The organism is Flavobacterium sp. (assembly GCF_031409475.1).
GTDB lineage: Bacteria > Bacteroidota > Bacteroidia > Flavobacteriales > Flavobacteriaceae > Flavobacterium.
In genome coordinates, this window is the sequence record NZ_JANNXH010000041.1 from 1 (window position 1) to 20,673 (window position 20,673).

The following is a 20,673-nucleotide window of genomic DNA, read 5'->3' on the forward strand; positions in this document are numbered from 1 at the left end:
TGTGATTTTTGCTCTTACCTTGCTGGAGTAAAGTTTCAATTACAATCCTCTCTTTATAGGATAATCTTTTGTGTATTTTTTTCATAATTCAACAAAGATAAAATTTATCATTTGTTGCGTTAGGTTTTTGAATTCTCCTACAAGTTTTATAATGTTTGCTAACGTCTTGTGGCTTGCAGAAGTTGGGGATTTGATTAGCCTAAACTTTCAGTAAATCACTGACCACAAAAGTACAAAACAATGTGTAAAGTCAAGACCAAAACCCCAATTTTTGCAAACCGCTGTTGTGCGTAGTTTTTTATTTTTTTTCTACAAATTTCCATTCATTATTTATCTTTTTTATCAAAAGTGCTCCGTTATATCCGCTAGACATTCCACTCTCGAAACCTACTAAATATTCTATTACAACAATTCCATTTTCTTTTTTCTGATCAAAACAAACACGTGAAAATTTTAAAATTTTATACTCTTCGTCTGCATAAACTTTGATTTGTGATTTTCTAAATTGTTCGTAAGGCTTTATTAGTTTTATTTTGGATTTATCAATTTCAGCATATTTTAATTTTCCAAACATTTGTGAATTTCTAATTTCATAGAATTTAATTGAATCTCCAATACTAAAATTATTATCCTTAAACATCCACTCATTATCCTCTTCAATTTGTGAAATTGGCATTAATGCGTCGGAAATGTATACTTTAATATTCATAGTATCAATATTAGGTTTTATCACAATATCTTCATTACTAAATTTCGGTGGATTCAAAATTTTATCTAAATCTTTTCTCTTTAGATAATCATTTGTAATATCTTCGATTGCTTTTAATTCTTCTGATTCGTAAGAAGAATTTTTACAACTTGCAAATAAGATAAAAGTTAGAATAATTAAAATTATATTTTTCATATTAGGATTTCTATTTTTTTTGGCAAAATTACGCACAACTTCCAGATAGTCCTGCCAAAATCATCATTATCATCTTAAATTTTGGTGGCTTGGTCTGATAACTGTCAGTTTTATTGCTTTTCAAATATATAAATATTTTATTACAAATCATCAAATGGAATTTGACTTTTGTGTTTACAAAAGTGAAAAATAAACTACAAATAAATTTTTTCGTCCTGACAACGTTTCAAAATATAGCGTTTTAAATTCGAAATGGTTTCTTGATAATTGGGCGCATCATACCCAAATCGTTCGTGTTCTGTTTGTTCTTTATCAATAGCAGTACAGCCTTTGACGACTTCTTTGAGCATGTCGAGCATGGCCAATTCTTTATTGTTTGTTTTTTGAAATTTGAACTCCACGATTTCATCTTGCAATTGCTCGCAATAGTCCAAAAGTTGTACTACTTCGGGTTCGTCCAAAAGTGATGGATTGGTTTTGAAAATTTCTCGGGTGGATTTCATAAAGTTAGCTTTTATTAAAATCTTTTGTGATGAATTTTATAAAGGTATTGATAAGGTTAAAAAGAAATCGGAATTGCATACGTTGTTTTTATTGGCATTCCTTTCCAGTAGGCTGGCCTATATACTTTGGGCATTTTTTTAATTATTCTATCCAATTCGTTGGAGTATTTTGGGTTGGTGTTCATTGCGTTTATTCTTGACAATGTTCCGTCAACATTGATTTGAACAATGCAAATCAATCGGATACCGTTGTTGATATCGTTTTGAGTAATCAATGAAGTATCAAAATTTTTAACGATTTGATTGGTAATTTTTTCTTGAAAACAAAATTTTAAATCCTCTGGCGAAGATGATTTTTCACATCTTTGATCAAAATAAGATTCAGAAAAGATATCAGGATTTTCATTGCAATGAATTACAATTTTTTTATTATGTTCTACTGTAAAAATGGTATAATAATAGGTTTCTAGAACGTTTTGGGATTTAATATTCAATTTCTCAAAAGGAAATTTTTTAAAAACCTCGACAAGCTTTTCATTTATTTCTTGTTTTTTGGCATTACTTTTTATATTTAACATTTTAACATTTTTATCCAAAGAAAAACTAATGTTTATTATGGGCTTATCATTGGGTAAAATGTAGTTGCTAATTTCCTGTTCCTTAATAAATTTCTTAAAGTGTAGTGCCAATTCAGAGTTAGGATTTAATGTTGTGTCTTTTGATTTAATTGTACTTTCTATATAATTTTCATTTGCAGAATTTATTTCTAAATCTACAAATTCTTTAATATATAATCTGGTAGGATTCCCGTTGCGAGTAGGTGGAGTTTTAGCTTTAGGAAAAAATGCTATTATTCTATTGGTTTCGACTGTTAAGCTATCTGATGCAGTTTTCCACTTCACTTTTTCAACTGTTCCGCTTTCGGTTACCATAAATTCTGGTTTTAATAGTAATCTACCGAGTATTTTTTTCTTTTTTATTAAGTCAGTCGATATGTTTTTTCCAAAGTGTTCTTCCAGAAGCGCATTGAGGCAAGATCTATTTTCGGAAAAAGTACTGCTAGATTCGCAACCTTCAAAAACAGGAAAACGATCATAAATGATGTCCGAACTACAATTTACAATCATTTTATTGCCTTCGCGTGAAAGTATTTGCAGTATATAATTATTCAGAGGACTTTTTTCTGGGATATTTATATTTTTTAAATCATAAGTTTCAAAAGCTTTTTTGATAACAAAGTTCAATTCTGAATAAGGCGAACTCACCTCTAAGTCAATCACACTATTATTTTTGTCAAGTTTAAAACTAAGAACTACAGCACTATTTTTTCTTAATGTGTCTTTAAATTTATAGTTTTCAAGTAAAGCGTAATCAATATTTCGTTTAAAATATCTTGACAAATCGTTTGTTGTACTGGGTTTGGCATAATATTCAAACTCTTCGAATTTGTCTCTAAATGATTTTGGTTCTGTTTGCGAAAAGCCAATGCTGAAGTGGAAGAATAAAATTATTAAAAGGAGGTTTTTCATAGAAGTTAAATTGTACTATTTAAGCCTCAAATGTATGAAATCACTTTTTAAAACTGTAATAAAAGGTATTCGTTTTAAATTTCAATTAAGTTTTATTAATGTTTTTAAGGTAACATACATTTTTAAAACAAAAAAAAAACTTCCCGTTTCAGAGAAGTTTTTGTTAATTATCTTATTCATTCAGTACTGAATACTATCCCGAAGCTTCGGGACTGACCGCTGACCACTACTTTTAAACATCATCATAATTTACAAAAATTTCTGCGGATGTGGGATGTGCTTGACAAGTGAGAATCAACCCTTCGGCAATTTCGTTATCAGTAAGAATGGAGTTTTTTTTCATCACTGCAGTTCCAGATGTAATTCGAGCCAGACAACTGCTACAAATGCCGCCTTGGCAAGAATACGGCGCATCAATTCCTTGTTTTAGTGCAGCTTCAAGAACAGTTTGTTTTTGCGACATTTCGAAAGTAGTTTCTTCATCATCCACAAGCACCGTGATTTTAGTATGTCCTTCGTGTGATTTTTCAACGGAAGGATTTGAATCGTTTGTGGTTGGTGTTGAAAACAATTCGAATTTTATGTTTTTTTCAGCAACGTTTTTGCCAATCAAAACCGCCGATACAAGATTTATCATTTCTTCTGGACCACACAAAAAGTATTTATCAAATTCTGTTTCTTTGTGTTTGTTGTTTAAAACATAGTTCACGGTTGATTTTTCTATTCGGCCAAATAAGGAATCATCGGTTTGGGCTTGACTAAAGGTATAATGCACAAAAAGGCGACCGGTATATTTTGACTGCAACCCATGTAATTCGTGGTAAAAAATAGTTTCTTCGGGCGATTTATTGCCATAAACTAATACAAATGTACTTTTTGGTTCACTTTTTAAAACTGATTTTAAAATAGCCATTACTGGTGTAATTCCGCTTCCGGCCACAAAGGCAGCATAGTTTTTCTGGCGATCAATTTGAGGCTCAAAAACAAACCTTCCCTCTGGATTTCCTACTTCAAGGACATCGCCGGCTTTTAGTTTTGAATTTGCAAATTGTGAAAATTCGCCTCCTTTTACGGCTTTAACTGCAATTCGTAATTCGCCACTTTCTGGTGAGGAACAAATTGAATAGGCACGACGAATTTCATTCCCGTCAAGGGTTAATTTTAAGTTTAGATATTGACCTGCAACGAAAGTATAATTTGGTTTTAATTCAGAAGGCACATTAAAAAGTATCGAAACCGCAGCTGCGGTTTCGCGTTTTACTTCTTTTATAATAAGTTTAAGAAATGAAGACATGTTATTGTTTTTTTACAAAAGTAATAAAACTATTTAGTTCCTAAAACTATAAAAGTATTTCAATTTAGAGGTTGTTTTTTTGTGTAACATTTCCTTACATTTATCGACTAATAGAAAATCAAACAAAAAAATTATGATTAAAAAATTTCTCTACCTGGAATGGAAAGCTTTTTTTCGCTCGGCTTCCTTTGCAACGAACTTGGCACTAAAAATTTTAATGGGTTTTTTAATTCTCTATTTTACCGTGGTTTTTCTTGCTCTTGGAGTTGGAGCTTTTTATATTCTCAAGAAAATGAATTTTGATCCGCTGTTAACTATAAATAAGTTCTTGATTTATTATTTTTTAATGGATTTAATTATTCGGCTCTTGCTCCAAGCTATTCCAGTGATGAATATTCGTCCATTGTTGACTTTGCCTTTTAAGAAACCCACTATTGTACACTTTGCATTAGGGAAAACAATGTTGTCTTTTTTTAATTTATTACACGCGTTTTTCTTGCTTCCTTTTAGTATTGTTTTGCTCTATGAAGGATATGATGTTGTGTCTGTTTTGCTTTGGTGTAGCGCGCTTTTTTCCTTGGTTTACATCAATAATTTTTTGAATATTTTGTTGAATAACAAAGACAATTTATTTGTAATTTTTATTGGCATTGTGTTGATTCTAGCAGGTTGTCAATACTACAAGGTTTTTGATATTACAAACTACACGCTTCCGTTTTTTCAAGCATTATTTCATACTAAATGGGTTTTTCTTGTACCTGTTTTAGCCTTTGTTGGATTGTATTATTGGACCTTTAAATTTTTTAAAAACGATTTGTATCTAGACGCTGGATTGGCAACCAAAAAAGATATTGCAAAAACAGAAAACTTGACTTGGCTGAACCAGTTTGGCACTTTAGGCACGTTCTTAAAAAACGACATCAAATTAATCAAAAGAAACAAGAGGTCGCGAACTACAGTGATCATGAGTCTGTTGTTTTTGTTTTACGGATTGATTTTTTTTAATAGTAATTCGAATCAACCCGAAGTAATGCGCATTTTTGCAGGAATATTTGTAACGGGAGGATTTTTATTCACTTTTGGTCAATTTGTCCCTAGTTGGGACAGTTCGTATTATCAATTGATGATGACACAAAACATTCCGTATCGTGGTTATTTAAGTTCTAAATGGTGGCTGGTTGTTATTGGAACAGCGGTTTCAACAATTTTAGCCTCGTTCTATTTGTATTTTGGCTGGCAAGTCTATCTTACTATTTTAACCGCTGCAATTTATAACATTGGCGTCAACTCGCATTTAGTATTACTTAGTGGTGCTTATACAAAAACGCCTATTGATTTATCCATGTCCAAAGGCGCTTTTGGTGACAAAAAAGCCTTTAATGTAAATACAATGCTGCTTTCACTTCCCAAATTAGTGTTGCCATTGCTATTATACGGCTTAGGTTCTTATTTAATGAATGCTAATTTAGGTTTGGCTTTTGTAGCATTAGCCGGAATATTAGGATTTGCTTTTAGAGATAAAGTTTTCACGGTTATTGAAAAAATTTACAAGACCGAAAAATATAAAACCATCGACGCTTACAAACAAAAATCGTAAAGACGTTGCATTGCAACGTCTCTACCAGAAATCAAAAAACCAAAAAATAAAAATGATACAAGTAAACACACTTTCAAAAACATACAACACGACAACGGTATTAAAAATAGATTCTCTCGAAATTCCAAAAGGACAAAGTTTTGGCCTAGTAGGAAATAATGGCGCTGGAAAAACCACTTTTTTCAGTTTATTATTAGATCTAATCCAACCCTCAACGGGGCACATTATTAACAATGAAGTTCAAGTAAATACCAGTGAAAACTGGAAACCTTTTACGGCATCTTTTCTGGACGAAAGTTTTCTAATTGGTTATCTCACACCCGAAGAATATTTTTATTTCATAGGTGATTTACGCGGTCAGAACAAAGCCGATGTGGATGCTTTATTGTCCAAACACGAAGAGTTTTTTAATGGAGAAATACTTAAAAACAAAAAATATTTACGCGATTTATCAAAAGGAAACCAAAAGAAAGTAGGAATCATAGCCACACTTATAGGCAATCCCGAAGTGGTAATTCTAGACGAGCCTTTTGCAAATTTAGATCCAACAACCGTGAGCAGATTAAAAAAAATCATCAAAGAACTTGCCGAAAACCCCGCTATTACTGTACTTGTTTCAAGTCATGATTTGCAACACACCGTTGAGGTTTGTAATAGAATTGTTGTTCTGAACAAAGGCGAAGTTGTAAAGGATATTCAAACCTCTACAGAAACTTTACAAGAGCTTGAAACGTTTTTTGCGGTTTAAATTTCGATATTTCAAAAAGAAACGTATTTTTACCAGTCATTATACTAAAATGCATTTTTAAAAGTTAAATGATAAAACGTCTACCATTGAAAACCAAGCTATTTAAACACCTATTTTTTATTGGATTTTTGCTTTTTTTGGTGGCATGTTCTACCAAGAAGAACAGTTTTATATCTAGAAACTCACATGCTTTAAGTACAAAAAACAACATATTATACAATGGGCAGATTGGATTAGACAAAGGAATCGAAGACATTAAATCAAACAGCAAAGACAATTTTTGGAAACAATTGCCCATAGAAAAAATGCAACTTCTAGAGGACACCAATACTGTTGCCAGAGCTAAAAACACCAATTTTGAACTTGCCGAAGCAAAAGCCACAAAAGCGATTCAAAAACACTCCATGAACATTGGCGGAAACGAAAAAAACAGCCAGATAGACGAAGCACATTTACTTCTAGGTAAAGCGCGATATTATGACCAGCGGTTTGTTCCAGCATTAGACGCATTCAATTATATTTTGTACAAATACTCCAATAGCGACAAGATAGATGAAGCTAAAATTTGGCGTGAAAAAACAAATATGCGTTTAGGAAACGATGCATTAGTTATAAAAAATATAACCAAAATGCTAGAAAACAAAAAAGTAAAAAAACAAGTTGTTGCCAATGCAAATGCATTATTATCAGAGGCTTTTTTGAATATTGAGGAAAAAGATAGCGCTATCGCAAAATTAAAAATCGCCGAAAAATACACCAAAGTAAATGCCGAAAAAGCCAGATATCGTTTTATTTTAGGGCAATTATACAAAGAACTAGGGATAAAAGATACCGCTTCAGATTATTTTCAATCAGTTATTGATATGAATCGAAAAGCAGATCGAGAACTTGTTATGCAAGCGTATGCAAAAAAAGCGCAATTGTTTGATTTTGAAAAAGGAGACACAACAGCATTTTTAAAAACATACAATAAATTAATTTTAGACAGAGAAAACAGACCGTTTTTAGATGTGATTTATCATCAAATGGGAGTTTTTTATGAAAATAACAACAACCAGAAATCAGCATTCACTACTTATAATCAGTCCTTAAAAAAACGCACGGTTGATCAATATTTAATTGCTTCTAATTATAGAAATATAGGTACTATTTATTTTAAAAATACAGATTATCAAAACGCAGCTAAATATTATGACAGCACACTGGTTAAACTCAATAAAAAAACCAGAGAATACATCCATATTCAAAAAGTTAGAAATGATTTAGACGAAGCAATCGCTTACGAATCAATAACCAGACGAAACGACAGCATAATAAATGTAGTAGCGTTATCAGAATCCGACAGGATTTTATATTACGAAAACTACATTGAAAAATTAAAAATATCAGACGAAACCAAGAAAATTGCTGCCGAAAAACAAGCCGCAATTCAAGCAAATATAGCAAGAAACAATTCTCCAGATTCGCCTGATGCTCCAGTATCTAATCAAGATTTAGGCAAACCTAAAAAAGCTACATTTGGACCACCAAAAGCAATTGGCACTCCAGATAAAGGGACAAGTGTTTTCTACTTTTATAACCCAACAACGCTAGCTTTTGGTAAATTAGAGTTTAAAAAAAACTGGGGAAATAGAGCTTCAAAAGGCAATTGGAGATTGTCCACAAATAAGAATAATACAGCCGTAAACGATTCTGTGGTTAGCGATGATTCAAAAGCAGATAAATTAGACGAAAATATAATAGTAGAAGAATACACAACTGCATTTTACTTAAAACAACTTCCACAGACAAAAGTAGAAATCGACAGTATTATAAAAGAGCGCAATTTTGTTAATTACCAACTCGGAATTATCTACAAAGAAAAATTCAAAGAATATAAGTTAGCCGCCAATAAATTAGAACAATTACTAAAACAAAATCCAGAAGAGAAACTCGTTTTGCCATCGCTATATAACCTTTACAAAATATACCAAATCATTGATGTCGACAAAGCAATAGTACTAAAAAATAGTATTTCTAAACAATATCCGGATTCTCGATATGCACAAATAATAAACAATGTAAATACAGGCGAAGCACAAGCAGATGAAACTCCCGAAAGTGCCTATAATAAATGTTATAAATTATATGAAGAGGAACAGTTTATAGATGTAATAAAAACATCGGACGAATTGATTAATCAATTCTCTGGAGATGAAATTGTTTCAAAATTCGAATTATTGAAAGCAAACACCATTGGAAAACTCAAAGGATTAGAAGCTTACAAACTCGCCATGCAATTTGTAGCAGACAACTATCCAAATAGCGAAGAAGGTAAAAAAGCCCTAGATGTTTTAAGTACTCAAATACCGTTATTGGAGCAAATTAATTTTACCGATAAAGAATCAAAAAACTGGAAAATCCTATATAAAGTAATAACTCTAGAGGTTAAAAACTCAAATAAGATAGAAGAAAAAATGGAAACTTTCTTAGCCAATGAAAAAAATAAATCGCTCTCCTATACTTGTGATTCTTACAACGAAAAAGAAAGTTTTATTGCAATTCATGGTATAAATTCAGAGGCTTATGCAAAATCAATAGCAAAATCATTTAAGGAAAACAACAAGTATAAAATAGAAGAATCAGCTATTTTAGTTTCTTCGGAAAACTACAAGGTGATCCAAATCAAGAAAAATCTAGAAACGTATTTGGCCCCTAAAAAACAATAATCATGTTTGATAATAAGCCAAAATCATATACAGATCTTCTAGGAAAAACCAACCGAATTGTTGAAGGAACGGTTATAAAAGGAGATGTTTTTTCACAAGCCGATTTTAGACTTGACGGCGAATTAATAGGAAACTTTCAATCAAAAGGTAAAATTGTTATTGGTCCAGCTGGAAGCGTAACGGGAGACATTGTTTGTAAAAATGCGGATATCGAAGGAAGATTCAACGGTAAAATTCAAGTTACTGAAATACTTAATTTAAAATCAAAAGCCAGTATTCACGGAGAAGTAATTTGCGGAAAATTATCAGTGGAACCAGGCGCAGAGTTTAGCGCATCTTGCGTAATGAAGCCCAACATTAAAATAGGAATTCTAAATGATGGACAACAAAGACCCGAAGAAACCCAACAATAGTAAATGGCTCGCCTTAATTAATATCCCAATTCAAATGGGCGTTATCATTTATATGTTTTCTTATTTAGGAAATTGGTTGGACGAAAAATACCAGAACTCAAACACTATTTATGTCAAAGTACTTACTTTAGTTGGTGTAGCCATAGCGTTTTATAACATCAACAGACAACTCAAAGACATCAATAAATAATAAAAATAATGAATCTCAAAAAACACAAACCATTACTTGAACTTTTAATACTTGCAATCGCTGTTTATGCAGTTCATAAATTGTTTTTTTATTTGAACAATGCAAATTCAAACTTTCAAAATTTTCACACAGCAATTGAGACGGTTTATGGGTTTTTTTTTATTTGTTCTGCCATTATACTTTTTATTTTAATCCAAGTCAAAGCCAAGAGTCCAGAAAACGTAGGTTTTGTTTTTTTAATACTTACCTGTATTAAAATGGGATTTGCTTATAACGTGTTAACACCAATATTACATAGTGGAAATTTAAATGTTGCGATAGAAAAAATCAACTTTTTTATAATTTTTGCATTATTTTTAACGATAGAAACGCTGTTAACAATAAGAATATTAAACAATAAGCAATAAAATACTTGCAATACCTAAATTTAGATATTTTTTTATTTTAAAGTATTAATATTTTAAGAAAAGATGTACCTTTGCACCCAATTTCAGAAAGTAAAAATCAAGATATTTAAAAGATATGGCGTTTTTAAAAAAACCAATTCGATTTATAATTGCAACTTTAATAGTTTGTCTTCCAATAATTGGGCTTGCAAATAATCCTATAAGCACAACTTCAGAACCAACAGAGAAACCTGTTGACGAAAAATCTGAAATCAAAAAACAAATCGACGAAGTAAAAGCGCATCACGTTCTTGACGGACATGATTTTACCCTTTATGAAGATGGTGGACATCCAGTTGGTTTTCCTTTACCCATAATTCTTTGGGACAACGGAGTACATTTTTTCTCTTCTTCAAAATTCAATCATGGTGAAACTGTTGCAGAAAGCAACGGGAATTTCTATAAATTACACCACGAAAAAATATACAAAACAGATGCTTCAGGAACTTTAACCGAAGACGAACATCATCATCCTACAAATGCACAACCCATCGATTTCTCTATCACAAAAGGAGTTTTGACCATTATGGTTGTTGCGCTATTAATGTTTTTATTGTTTACAAGTTTAGCAAAATCGTATGCGAAAAACGGCGGAGTTTCAGCCGGAGCAGGACGTTTTTTTGAGCCAATTGTCTTATATGTTCGAGACGAAATAGCCATTCCTAACATTGGCGAAAAGCATTATAAAAAATACATGAGTCATTTATTAACCGTGTTTTTCTTTATCTGGTTTTTAAATATGTTTGGATTAACGCCACTGGGAATTAATGTAACAGGAAATATTGCAATCACTTTTGGATTAGCAATAATTACCTTTTTTATTACAAATCTAACAGCAAATAAAAATTATTGGGGACACATTTTCTGGATGCCAGGCGTTCCAACACCCATGAAAATTATTTTAGCACCTATTGAATTAATGGGATTAATCATAAAACCATTTGCATTAATGATCCGTTTGTACGCAAACATGTTTGCCGGACACATTGTACTAATGAGTTTAATTGGCTTGATGTTTATTTTTAAAAGTTGGTTAGGTAGCAGTTTGTCGTTTGTGTTATCGTTTATGATTTCTATTATCGAAATTTTAGTAGCCTTATTACAAGCATACATATTTACAATATTGACAGCGTTATATTTTGGTTCTGCTGTTCAAGAGCATCATCACGAAGAAGAAGCTCATTAAAAGGGTTATAAGCTAAAAGTTAAGAGTTAATTATCGAGAAGTTTTTCAACATATAACTTTTAACCAATAACGCATAACCATAAAAGAAGAATGTTTAATTTTTAATACATATATTTATGAACATGCCAAGAATTATTGGAGCAGGATTAGTAGTTATCGGAGTTGGAATTGGTGTAGGTAGAATTGGTGGTTCAGCAATGGACGCTATTGCTCGTCAACCGGACTCTTATGGGAAAATCCAAACAGCTATGCTTATTGCAGCAGCTCTTGTTGAAGGTATCGGATTTGCAGCATTATTTGCTGTTTCTGAAAACTAGAAAAAACAAATTAGCTGCAACGGTTGGTTGCAGCTATTGTTTAAAAAAATTAAATTAAAAAGACTATAATTATATACACATTATGGATAAGTTAATAAATGATTTTTCGTTTGGGTTGTTTGTTTGGCATTCTATTATTTTCATAGGATTAATTCTTATGTTGAAAAAATTTGCGTGGAAACCAATTCTTGATGCAGTTAATGAAAGAGAAGAAGGAATAAAAAATGCTTTGCTTTCTGCCGAAAATGCTAGAAAAGAAATGCAAAATCTACAATCTGACAACCAACGTATTTTACAAGAAGCAAGATTAGAGCGTGACGCCATGCTAAAAGATGCTCGTGAAATGAAAGAGAAAATGATTGCCGATTCTAAAAATGAAGCACAAGCGCAAGGATTAAAAATGATTGAGCAAGCAAAAGCAGCTATCGAAAGCGAAAAAAATGCCGCTTTATCTGAATTAAAAGCTCATGTATCAAACTTGTCAATTGAAATTGCTGAAAAAATATTAAAAGACGAATTATCTAACAAAGACTCTCAAATAAAATTAGTAGAGAAAATGTTAGGCGATGCTAAATTAAACTAATATGGCCAGTACAAGAGCAGCAATTCGTTACGCAAAAGCAATTCTTGATATCGCAAATGATAAAGGAGTTACACAAGCTGTAAACAACGATATGACTTTAATTGCATCAACTATTGATAGTAATTTAGAGTTGAGTACTTTTATTCAAAATCCAACTACAAAAGTTGAAGTTAAAGAAAGTGCCTTGTTAGAAGTTTTCACGTCTACTAATGCAGTAACTAAAAGTTTATTCCACTTATTATTCGAAAACAAACGATTTGAAATTTTAGGCGAAATCGCTTTGGAATACAACAAACTGTTTGACGAAATGAATGGAGTTGAAGTGGCAAAAGTAACCACTGCGATTGCACTTGATGCCGCTTTAGAAGCTAAAGTTTTAGCTAAAATTGCAACATTTTCAAACAAGAAAATCACTATCGAAAACACCATAGATGCTTCAATTATTGGAGGATTTATATTAAGAATAGGCGACAAGCAGTACAATGCTTCCGTTGCTAATAGATTGCAAATATTAAAAAGAGAATTAAGTAACTAGTTATTTATAATAATTATGGCGGATATTAAACCTGCTGAAATTTCAGCAATATTAAAAAAACAAGTAGAAGGTTTTGAAACTGGAGCTACATTAGAAGAAGTAGGTTCAGTACTTCAAGTTGGAGATGGAATTGCACGTGTTTACGGGCTTTCTAACGTACAATACGGAGAACTTGTAGAATTCGAAAACGGTCTTGAAGGAATCGTGTTGAATTTAGAAGAAGACAATGTAGGTGTGGTACTTCTTGGACCATCAACAGGAATCAAAGAAGGTTCTACAGCAAAAAGAACACAACGTATTGCTTCTCTAAAAACAGGAGAAGGAATGGTAGGTCGTGTTGTAAATACACTAGGTTTCCCAATAGATGGTAAAGGACCAATCACGGGTGAATTATTTGAAATGCCATTAGAAAGAAAAGCTCCTGGAGTTATCTTCCGTCAACCCGTTACAGAACCGTTACAAACTGGTATCAAAGCAGTAGATGCAATGATTCCAGTAGGTCGTGGACAACGTGAGCTCGTTATTGGTGACCGTCAAACTGGTAAATCTACCGTTTGTTTGGATACCATTTTGAATCAAAAAGAATTTTATGATGCAGGAAAACCGGTTTTTTGTATCTATGTTGCCATTGGACAAAAAGCGTCAACTGTAGCAGGAATAGCAAAAATGTTGGAAGAAAAAGGCGCGATGGCTTACACAGTAATTGTAGCTGCTAATGCTTCTGATCCAGCGCCAATGCAAGTATATGCGCCAATGGCAGGAGCTGCAATTGGAGAATATTTTAGAGATTCAGGTCGACCAGCTTTGATTGTTTATGATGATTTATCAAAACAAGCTGTGGCGTATCGTGAGGTTTCTCTTTTATTAAGAAGACCACCGGGACGTGAAGCATATCCTGGAGACGTTTTTTACTTGCACTCTCGTTTATTAGAAAGAGCATGTAAAGTAATTGCCGATGACGGAATTGCAAAAGACATGAATGATTTACCAGATTCATTAAAAAGTATCGTAAAAGGTGGAGGTTCATTAACCGCTTTACCAATTATCGAAACTCAAGCTGGTGACGTTTCTGCATACATCCCAACCAACGTAATTTCGATTACTGATGGTCAGATATTCCTAGATGGAGATTTGTTTAATTCAGGTGTACGTCCAGCGATTAACGTAGGTATTTCGGTATCACGTGTGGGTGGAAATGCACAAATTAAATCAATGAAAAAAGTAGCAGGTACTTTAAAATTAGATCAAGCACAATACCGCGAATTAGAGGCGTTTGCAAAATTTGGTTCTGATTTAGATGCAGTTACTTTAAATGTAATTGAAAAAGGGAAAAGAAATGTGGAGATTTTGAAACAAAATCTAAACGACCCATATACTGTTGAAGATCAAACAGCTATTATCTATGCAGGTTCTAAAAATTTGTTGCGTAATGTTCCTGTGAATAAAGTAAAAGAATTCGAAAAAGATTTCTTAGAATACTTAAACAACAAAAACAGAGCCACACTTGATGCCTTGAAAGCAGGAAAACTGACTGACGAAATCACAGATGTACTTGAAACAGTAGCAAAAGAAATTTCGGCGAAATATAACTAAAAAGTATTAAGTATAAAGTATCAAGAATTAAGACGTCTTGATACTTAATACTTCAATCTTAATACAATACTAAATGGCAAATTTAAAGGAAATCCGTAATAGAATTACTTCCGTTTCATCTACGATGCAAATCACATCGGCAATGAAAATGGTTTCTGCAGCAAAGCTAAAGAAGGCGCAAGATGCCATCACAGCAATGCGACCTTATGCCGAAAAATTAACTGAGTTGTTGCAAAACCTTTCTGCAAATCTTGACGGAGATGTAGGTGGTGAATATACAACCCAACGTGAGGTTAAAAAAGTATTAGTTGTTGCAATAACTTCAAATAGAGGTTTGTGTGGTGCTTTTAATTCAAATGTAATTAAAGAAGCAAAAAACCGCGCCGAATTTTATAAAGACAAGCAAGTGGATGTTTTTGCTATTGGTAAAAAAGGAAACGACATTTTGACTAAAACCCTAAAAGTTGTAGACAATCAAAGTCAAGTTTTTGACGCATTGACTTTTGATAATGTGACTGTAATAGCCGAAACATTGACTCAAAAGTTTGTTTCTGGTGAGTACGACAAAATTGAAATTGTTTACAATCAATTTAAGAATGCAGCGACTCAAATCGTTCAAACAGAACAATTTTTGCCGTTGGCTCCAATAAAATCTGATCAACCAGCTTCAACAGGGGATTATATTTTTGAACCTACTGAAGAAGAAATCGTGTTAACTTTGATTCCAAAATCGTTGAAAACACAATTATATAAATCAATTAGAGATTCATTTGCATCAGAGCACGGAGCACGTATGACCGCAATGCACAAAGCAACAGATAACGCAACCGAGTTACGAAATCAATTAAAATTAACCTACAACAAAGCGCGTCAGGCAGCAATTACTAATGAAATTTTAGAAATTGTTGGTGGAGCAGAAGCTTTGAACGGATAGATATTATTTTAAAGAATATTTAGGAGTCAAGCATCGCTTGACTCCTTTTTTTTTGATTAATTTTATAAAAATTTTATAAAAATTGGAAACACAAGAACTTACCACACTTCCAGAAATGCTCTCCCAAATAGAAATTATAAATTTCTTATACCCAAAGATGAGCAAAGAACGTTACGAATCGTTTCTTAATGATATGATTCCTCATAATTACAAACAACTTGCCATTTTTGAGGACAACGTTTGTATAGGATTAACAGGCTTTTGGTTTGGAACAAAACTATGGACTGGAAAATACATAGAAATAGATAATTTTATTGTTCATCCAGAACATCGCAAAAAAGGAATTGCCAAAATGTTAACGGATTATTTAGAAAAAAAAGCCGTAGCATTAGATTGTACAGGTATTGTTTTAGATGCATTTACTGGGAATTTCACAGCCCATCGGTTTTATTATAATCAAGGGTATGAACCAAGAGGCTTTCATTTTATAAAAATGATAAACGAAGAAGGATTATCTTAAAAAAAATCTAAATTCATTTTAATAAATAACTATTTTTATTTTTTAATTGCAAAATAGCAACTTTTTTTTATTTACTTCGTATAACATAAGAAAACAACTAACATCAAACCAATGTCCGAAAAAAGTTTTAATTGGAAAAGCATTTTTGTTAATGACGAAAATGCCACTACTACTAATGAAAAAATCAAATCACAAACGACTGTAAGCACAACCGACACTAAATTTCCTGAAACCAATACGGTTATCAATTCCTTTCCAGCAGGTAATTCTAACAATCCGTTTATTAATGAAATTCTAGAAGTTTACAACCGTGGCTTTGAAGGATTGAATAGCGAAGGTTTCGATTTTTTTGAAATGTACAAGTCTGTTATGGCGGTTGGACCAACGAATCCGCAGAGTTATCAGATGGCTTTTACGATGGGAAAAACCATCAAAAGTGATTTGTCTAAAGAGCTTTTGTTAGAAAAATCGAAATTTTATATCTCCGAAATCGAAAAAGTATATGCTAAATATGATGCCACAGGAAACACGAAAAACAAAGATTTAAACAATACTATAACAACTCAAAAATACAATCTTTCTAAAAACATCACTGATTTAGAAACTCAAATCCTAAAACTTCAAAAAGAATTAGAAGCCAAAAAAGAAGAATTAGCAAGAATCGATTTAGACAACAAGGAACTATTTACCGAAATTCAACTCAAAATAGAAGCCAATAATTTAGCAAAACACAAAATACTAGAATCAATCAATACTGTGGTTACAGGAATCAATCAATATTTATAATTATGTCAACATACCAACAAGAAAAATCCGCGTTATCAGAATTACCAATTCTTAAACATTTCGACGAATCTAAAGGAGAAATAGCATTAAGCAAAGACACACTCAAAAAAGGAGAAAAATCATTATTTTGGATTCTCGCCGCAGGATTATTAGGTGGTTTGGGTTATTTAACATGGACATACATACTTCCGCCACTTTTTACCATGTTAGGACAAGCCATTGCGATTTCTGCAACAGGCGTTTTCCTAGTTTTCCTAGTAATGATGTATCCCGTAATTATGAAAGGGTTGCGTTTTGCTACAAAAAACATTCATAAAGCTTTAATAAATAGCAATCCTTTCAATGAATTGGAAGAACAAAAGGATAAAATGATTAAAAATCGTGAAGTTTTTAAAGCAACCAAAGCAAAGCTAAAAGGTTTAAAAACCGAAATGGAAATTGAAGCCAGCAAATCTGAGAAAGAAGCCAAAACTTTTCAAGATGATATTTTAAGTTTACAACGTCAGTCGGAAAAACTAAAATCGGCAATGGACGAAATGGTCAAACTAAACGGAATTGTCGCAAAAGATACCGATGAGTATGTAACCTTACAAAGCGAATTGGCTAGAAAATTAAGTGATTCACAACGTATTTCTAACCAATACGAGCAAAGCAAAAATTTTACCCAAAAATATGGTGTTCGTGCCAATGTATTGGGAAAAATGGACAGAAAATTAACCTTAGCAGGAACAGCAATAGATATAAAAATCGCCGATTTTGATACCACAATCACCATGCTTCGCAAAGAATACGAATTTGCTAAAAACGCCAAACAAGCAACCGAAAGTGCAAAAAGTGCGATGATGTTTACGCAATCTTGGGAGCTAGATTATGCATTAGAAGTCGTAACATCGACCATTGCACAAGATATTGCTAGAACATCAGAAAATCTTTTAGACATAGATATGTTAACCTCTAAATATTCGGTTGATAATGACGAGTTGTACTCAAGATTAGATTCATTGGCAGACCAAATAAAAACAGGCGACAGCACCATTCCTGACTCAACAAAATATTCAAGTCCAAATTACAAAATGAGTAAAGATGACAAATTGAATGCAGGTGGTTTCGGAGATATATTTTAGAATATATTAATTAGATTTGAGATATGAAAAAAGAGTTTATATCAGAATTATTTGCGAAATTTGAAGAAGCTTCTTATCAATTTGAAGGGGTTGAATGTTGGAGTGCTAGAGATTTACAATTAATTTTAGGATACTCCAAATGGGATAACTTCATAAAAGTAATAGATAAAGCAAAAATATCTTGTGAAAATGCAGGAGAGTTGATTTCAAATCATTTTGCCGACATCGGCAAAATGATAGAGCTTGCAAAAAGTGCTCAAAGAGAAATTAATGATATTGCATTAACTAGATACGCATCATATTTAGTTGCTCAAAATGCTGACTCCACTAAAACAGAGGTTGCATTTGCCCAAACTTATTTTGCAGTTCAAACACGAAAGCAAGAAATAATTGAAAAACGTCTTTTAGATGTTGCTAGAGTTGTAGCACGTGAAAAACTTTCAAAATCTGAAAAAAAACTTTCTGGAATTATATTTGAAAGAGGAGTTGACAATAAAAGTTTCGCAATTATTCGTTCAAAAGGAGATCAAGCTTTGTTTGGAGGAAAATCTACAAATGATATGAAGAGAATTTTAAAAATTCCAGATTCTAGACCATTGGCAGATTTTTTACCAACCCTGACAATTAAAGCTAAAGATTTTGCAACAGAACTAACAAGCCACAATGTTATTGATAAAAACTTAAAAGGAGATTTTCAAATCTCTAACGAACATATTGAAAACAACAAAGCCGTTAGACTAATGTTAAATAAAAGAGGCGTAATGCCTGAAAAACTTCCAATTGCGGAAGACGTTAAAAAAATTCAAAGAAGATTAGATAGCGAAGACAAAAAAGTGTTAAAAGATATTAAAACAAAAAAATAAAACTAAATTTCAAATAAAAATGGGAAAAATTTTAAGAACAACAAAACTAACCACCTTTTCAGAATTGCTAATCGTAGCTGGAGGAATCGGAGCAATTTTAGGCGCAATATATTTTATATCTCCAGGGATTAAAACAGCCGTTTCTAAACAACTTACAGGAATCGAGCTAAACAGTACCGATGTAAATAATGTAACAAATGCTGAAAAAATCGCACTTCCGTCAAAAACTATTTCGTCAGAAGTAAGCAGCAAACCGCTAGTTAGAGTTGCAGGATACGCTTGGAACGCGACTTCGGGAATTATTGTTGCTAATGGTGGACCAAAAACGACCAAAGGTTCATTGATGGAAAAAAACGGTGTAAATCTAGAAATCATTCGTCAAGACTGGCTAACAGAATTGCGTAACATGCAGATGAAATTTATCGAAGAATTCGACAAAGGAGAAGCGTTTCCAACATCAGACAAAAGTGCTTTTGGAATTATGATTATGGGCGACGGAGCACCGTTTTACATCAGTTCGGCTCAAAAATCATTGGATGAAAAATACGGAAAAGACAAATACCACGTACAAGTTATGGGTGCAATTGGTATGAGTTATGGTGAAGATAAACTAATAGGGCCACCAAGCTGGAAATCGAACCCAAAATCGATGAAAGGAGCATTAGTATCAGCAGTACTAGGAGATGGCGACTGGGTTACAACAGTAAACTATTGCTTTGCAAACGGACTAAAAGTAAATCCTGATCCTGCAACTTACGATCCTGAAGCGGTAAATATTTATCCGTCTGAAAATGACGATTATATCAAATCGGCAGAAGAATTAATCAAATCTCAAACAACAGGTTGGACAGTTGCTCTAAAAGAAGTAAACAACGGAAAACTAACAGGAAAAACAGTAAATAGAAAAATAGACGGTTGTGCTACTTGGACTCCAGGAGATAAAACTGTTTTCGATAAATTATCAGGTTTTGTAGACATTGTTTCTACAAAAGAATTCAATAATCAAATGCCAGCGGTTTTAATCGGAGTGAAAGAATGGGCAAATAAAAACCCTGAAATTGTGTCTAATATTTTAAAATCGACCTTAACAGCTTCAAACCAAATGAAGAATTATGACGATTGGATGGTGCGTGCTTCAGAAGCTGTAACCGATACCTATCAAATGGAAACGGCTGATTATTGGTACAAAATGTTCAAAGGACAACAAGGAACCAAAAACGGAATTACCTATAATATGGGCGGATCGAAAGTATTTAATTATGCTGACGGAATGCAATATTTTGGACTTTCAGATGGTGTAAATCGTTACAAATCGGTTTACAATCAAGTTTCGGGTTATTTGACCGAGTTGAATCCTTTTGGATTTAACGAAAATGTTGGAAAAGTGGTAGCATACGAAGATGCGGTAAACTTATCATTCTTCAAAAACATCAATGATATCGAATCTACATCGGCAGATAAAGCGGATTATTCTAAACAATCTACCGAAGTTATGGCTTCAGGTGAATGGAAAATTAACTTTGGTTCAGGAAGCGCGTCGGTTCAAAATAATTCTACTAAAGATTTAGAGAAAATTTACAACCTATTAATCCAAGCTGAAAACTCTAAATTAACAATCGTTGGTCATACCGATAATGTTGGTGGCGATGCAGCTAATATTCCTTTATCTAAAAATAGAGCACAAGCGATTGTAAACTATCTAAAAAACAAAGGAATTCCAGAATCACGGTTCCAAATGATTGACGGTAAAGGTGCAAACGAACCAGTTGCAGACAATACTTCGGAAGCTGGAAAAGCACAAAACAGACGTGTAGTAATTACGTTCTTGAAATAATTTTAAGGTTCAGATTTGCAAAGCTGAAAAGGCATTAAGTCTTTGAACCTTTGCAGCTTTGAACCT

General features: G+C 32.7%; 20 protein-coding genes. 16 read left to right on the forward strand and 4 right to left on the reverse strand.

Annotated elements, in window-relative coordinates:
• Positions 1 to 298: 298 nt before the first annotated feature.
• The 4 genes from RMO53_RS07530 to RMO53_RS07545 form a co-directional block, all read right to left on the reverse strand.
• A complete protein-coding gene (locus tag RMO53_RS07530; protein WP_310379366.1) occupies positions 299 to 904 on the reverse strand; it encodes a hypothetical protein in 606 nt (201 codons plus the stop codon).
• A 194-nt stretch (positions 905 to 1,098) separates the two neighbouring features.
• Positions 1,099 to 1,407: a hypothetical protein gene (locus RMO53_RS07535; protein WP_310379367.1), complete on the reverse strand. Its 309-nt coding sequence runs from the start codon at positions 1,405 to 1,407 to the stop codon at positions 1,099 to 1,101.
• A 56-nt stretch (positions 1,408 to 1,463) separates the two neighbouring features.
• Positions 1,464 to 2,936, reverse strand: coding sequence for a hypothetical protein (locus RMO53_RS07540; protein ID WP_310379368.1), 1,473 nt, complete (start codon positions 2,934 to 2,936; stop codon positions 1,464 to 1,466).
• 232 nt (positions 2,937 to 3,168) lie between these two features.
• Positions 3,169 to 4,230, reverse strand: coding sequence for a ferredoxin--NADP reductase (locus RMO53_RS07545; RefSeq protein ID WP_310379369.1), 1,062 nt, complete (start codon positions 4,228 to 4,230; stop codon positions 3,169 to 3,171).
• 133 nt (positions 4,231 to 4,363) lie between these two features.
• Between RMO53_RS07545 and RMO53_RS07550 the strand changes: the two genes are divergently transcribed.
• The 16 genes from RMO53_RS07550 to RMO53_RS07625 all read left to right on the forward strand — a co-directional run bounded on the left by RMO53_RS07550 (position 4,364) and on the right by RMO53_RS07625 (position 20,607).
• Entirely contained in the window at positions 4,364 to 5,827 is a 1,464-nt protein-coding gene (locus tag RMO53_RS07550; RefSeq protein ID WP_310379370.1) for a DUF5687 family protein, read from the forward strand.
• A 52-nt stretch (positions 5,828 to 5,879) separates the two neighbouring features.
• Positions 5,880 to 6,575, forward strand: coding sequence for an ABC transporter ATP-binding protein (locus RMO53_RS07555; protein WP_310379371.1), 696 nt, complete (start codon positions 5,880 to 5,882; stop codon positions 6,573 to 6,575).
• A gap of 68 nt (positions 6,576 to 6,643) precedes the next feature.
• Positions 6,644 to 9,283: a gliding motility protein gene (locus tag RMO53_RS07560; protein WP_310379372.1), complete on the forward strand. Its 2,640-nt coding sequence runs from the start codon at positions 6,644 to 6,646 to the stop codon at positions 9,281 to 9,283.
• Positions 9,284 to 9,285: 2 nt separating this feature from the next.
• Positions 9,286 to 9,696: a polymer-forming cytoskeletal protein gene (locus RMO53_RS07565; protein ID WP_310379373.1), complete on the forward strand. Its 411-nt coding sequence runs from the start codon at positions 9,286 to 9,288 to the stop codon at positions 9,694 to 9,696.
• The gene (locus RMO53_RS07570; protein ID WP_310379374.1) at positions 9,659 to 9,886 is read left to right on the forward strand and encodes an AtpZ/AtpI family protein; all 228 of its coding nucleotides are present in this window, start codon (positions 9,659 to 9,661) and stop codon (positions 9,884 to 9,886) included. Before RMO53_RS07565 ends, RMO53_RS07570 begins: the two co-directional genes overlap by 38 nt.
• Before the next feature lie 522 nt (positions 9,887 to 10,408).
• On the forward strand, positions 10,409 to 11,518 hold the full coding sequence (gene atpB, locus RMO53_RS07575) for a F0F1 ATP synthase subunit A (protein ID WP_310379375.1): 1,110 nt from the start codon (positions 10,409 to 10,411) through the stop codon (positions 11,516 to 11,518).
• 116 nt (positions 11,519 to 11,634) lie between these two features.
• Complete coding sequence (gene atpE / locus RMO53_RS07580; protein WP_310379376.1) at positions 11,635 to 11,835, forward strand: ATP synthase F0 subunit C; 201 nt, start codon at positions 11,635 to 11,637, stop codon at positions 11,833 to 11,835.
• 82 nt (positions 11,836 to 11,917) lie between these two features.
• A complete protein-coding gene (locus tag RMO53_RS07585; RefSeq protein ID WP_310379377.1) occupies positions 11,918 to 12,418 on the forward strand; it encodes a F0F1 ATP synthase subunit B in 501 nt (166 codons plus the stop codon).
• 1 nt (position 12,419) lies between these two features.
• Positions 12,420 to 12,953 (forward strand): ATP synthase F1 subunit delta, encoded by a 534-nt coding sequence (gene atpH, locus RMO53_RS07590; RefSeq protein WP_310379378.1) that lies wholly within the window; start codon positions 12,420 to 12,422, stop codon positions 12,951 to 12,953.
• 15 nt (positions 12,954 to 12,968) lie between these two features.
• Positions 12,969 to 14,546, forward strand: coding sequence for a F0F1 ATP synthase subunit alpha (gene atpA / locus RMO53_RS07595; protein WP_310379379.1), 1,578 nt, complete (start codon positions 12,969 to 12,971; stop codon positions 14,544 to 14,546).
• A 73-nt stretch (positions 14,547 to 14,619) separates the two neighbouring features.
• Complete coding sequence (atpG, locus tag RMO53_RS07600; RefSeq protein WP_310379380.1) at positions 14,620 to 15,480, forward strand: ATP synthase F1 subunit gamma; 861 nt, start codon at positions 14,620 to 14,622, stop codon at positions 15,478 to 15,480.
• Positions 15,481 to 15,595: 115 nt separating this feature from the next.
• Positions 15,596 to 16,000 (forward strand): GNAT family N-acetyltransferase, encoded by a 405-nt coding sequence (locus tag RMO53_RS07605; RefSeq protein WP_409024827.1) that lies wholly within the window; start codon positions 15,596 to 15,598, stop codon positions 15,998 to 16,000.
• Positions 16,001 to 16,111: 111 nt separating this feature from the next.
• Complete coding sequence (locus RMO53_RS07610; protein ID WP_310379382.1) at positions 16,112 to 16,786, forward strand: hypothetical protein; 675 nt, start codon at positions 16,112 to 16,114, stop codon at positions 16,784 to 16,786.
• Positions 16,787 to 16,788: 2 nt separating this feature from the next.
• The gene (locus RMO53_RS07615; protein ID WP_310379383.1) at positions 16,789 to 17,910 is read left to right on the forward strand and encodes a hypothetical protein; all 1,122 of its coding nucleotides are present in this window, start codon (positions 16,789 to 16,791) and stop codon (positions 17,908 to 17,910) included.
• 23 nt (positions 17,911 to 17,933) lie between these two features.
• Positions 17,934 to 18,773 carry a DNA damage-inducible protein D gene (gene dinD / locus RMO53_RS07620; protein ID WP_310379384.1) on the forward strand — a complete coding sequence of 280 codons (840 nt, stop codon included), beginning with the start codon at positions 17,934 to 17,936 and terminating at the stop codon, positions 18,771 to 18,773.
• Between the two features lie 19 nt (positions 18,774 to 18,792).
• Complete coding sequence (locus RMO53_RS07625; RefSeq protein WP_310379385.1) at positions 18,793 to 20,607, forward strand: OmpA family protein; 1,815 nt, start codon at positions 18,793 to 18,795, stop codon at positions 20,605 to 20,607.
• The last annotated feature ends 66 nt before the right edge of the window (positions 20,608 to 20,673 follow it).

What these genes read in the sequence shown, in the direction of transcription:
- RMO53_RS07560 (WP_310379372.1), top strand. Translation starts at nt 6,644, where the DNA reads ATGATAAAACGTCTACCATTGAAAACCAAGCTATTTAAACACCTATTT.
- RMO53_RS07535 (WP_310379367.1), bottom strand. Translation starts at nt 1,407, where the DNA reads ATGAAATCCACCCGAGAAATTTTCAAAACCAATCCATCACTTTTGGAC.
- dinD (WP_310379384.1), top strand. Translation starts at nt 17,934, where the DNA reads ATGAAAAAAGAGTTTATATCAGAATTATTTGCGAAATTTGAAGAAGCT.
- atpG (WP_310379380.1), top strand. Translation starts at nt 14,620, where the DNA reads ATGGCAAATTTAAAGGAAATCCGTAATAGAATTACTTCCGTTTCATCT.
- RMO53_RS07585 (WP_310379377.1), top strand. Translation starts at nt 11,918, where the DNA reads ATGGATAAGTTAATAAATGATTTTTCGTTTGGGTTGTTTGTTTGGCAT.
- atpA (WP_310379379.1), top strand. Translation starts at nt 12,969, where the DNA reads ATGGCGGATATTAAACCTGCTGAAATTTCAGCAATATTAAAAAAACAA.
- atpE (WP_310379376.1), top strand. Translation starts at nt 11,635, where the DNA reads ATGAACATGCCAAGAATTATTGGAGCAGGATTAGTAGTTATCGGAGTT.
- RMO53_RS07545 (WP_310379369.1), bottom strand. Translation starts at nt 4,230, where the DNA reads ATGTCTTCATTTCTTAAACTTATTATAAAAGAAGTAAAACGCGAAACC.
- atpB (WP_310379375.1), top strand. Translation starts at nt 10,409, where the DNA reads ATGGCGTTTTTAAAAAAACCAATTCGATTTATAATTGCAACTTTAATA.
- RMO53_RS07615 (WP_310379383.1), top strand. Translation starts at nt 16,789, where the DNA reads ATGTCAACATACCAACAAGAAAAATCCGCGTTATCAGAATTACCAATT.
- RMO53_RS07605 (WP_409024827.1), top strand. Translation starts at nt 15,596, where the DNA reads ATGCTCTCCCAAATAGAAATTATAAATTTCTTATACCCAAAGATGAGC.
- RMO53_RS07555 (WP_310379371.1), top strand. Translation starts at nt 5,880, where the DNA reads ATGATACAAGTAAACACACTTTCAAAAACATACAACACGACAACGGTA.
- RMO53_RS07530 (WP_310379366.1), bottom strand. Translation starts at nt 904, where the DNA reads ATGAAAAATATAATTTTAATTATTCTAACTTTTATCTTATTTGCAAGT.
- RMO53_RS07570 (WP_310379374.1), top strand. Translation starts at nt 9,659, where the DNA reads ATGATGGACAACAAAGACCCGAAGAAACCCAACAATAGTAAATGGCTC.
- RMO53_RS07610 (WP_310379382.1), top strand. Translation starts at nt 16,112, where the DNA reads ATGTCCGAAAAAAGTTTTAATTGGAAAAGCATTTTTGTTAATGACGAA.
- RMO53_RS07550 (WP_310379370.1), top strand. Translation starts at nt 4,364, where the DNA reads ATGATTAAAAAATTTCTCTACCTGGAATGGAAAGCTTTTTTTCGCTCG.
- RMO53_RS07540 (WP_310379368.1), bottom strand. Translation starts at nt 2,936, where the DNA reads ATGAAAAACCTCCTTTTAATAATTTTATTCTTCCACTTCAGCATTGGC.
- RMO53_RS07565 (WP_310379373.1), top strand. Translation starts at nt 9,286, where the DNA reads ATGTTTGATAATAAGCCAAAATCATATACAGATCTTCTAGGAAAAACC.
- RMO53_RS07625 (WP_310379385.1), top strand. Translation starts at nt 18,793, where the DNA reads ATGGGAAAAATTTTAAGAACAACAAAACTAACCACCTTTTCAGAATTG.
- atpH (WP_310379378.1), top strand. Translation starts at nt 12,420, where the DNA reads ATGGCCAGTACAAGAGCAGCAATTCGTTACGCAAAAGCAATTCTTGAT.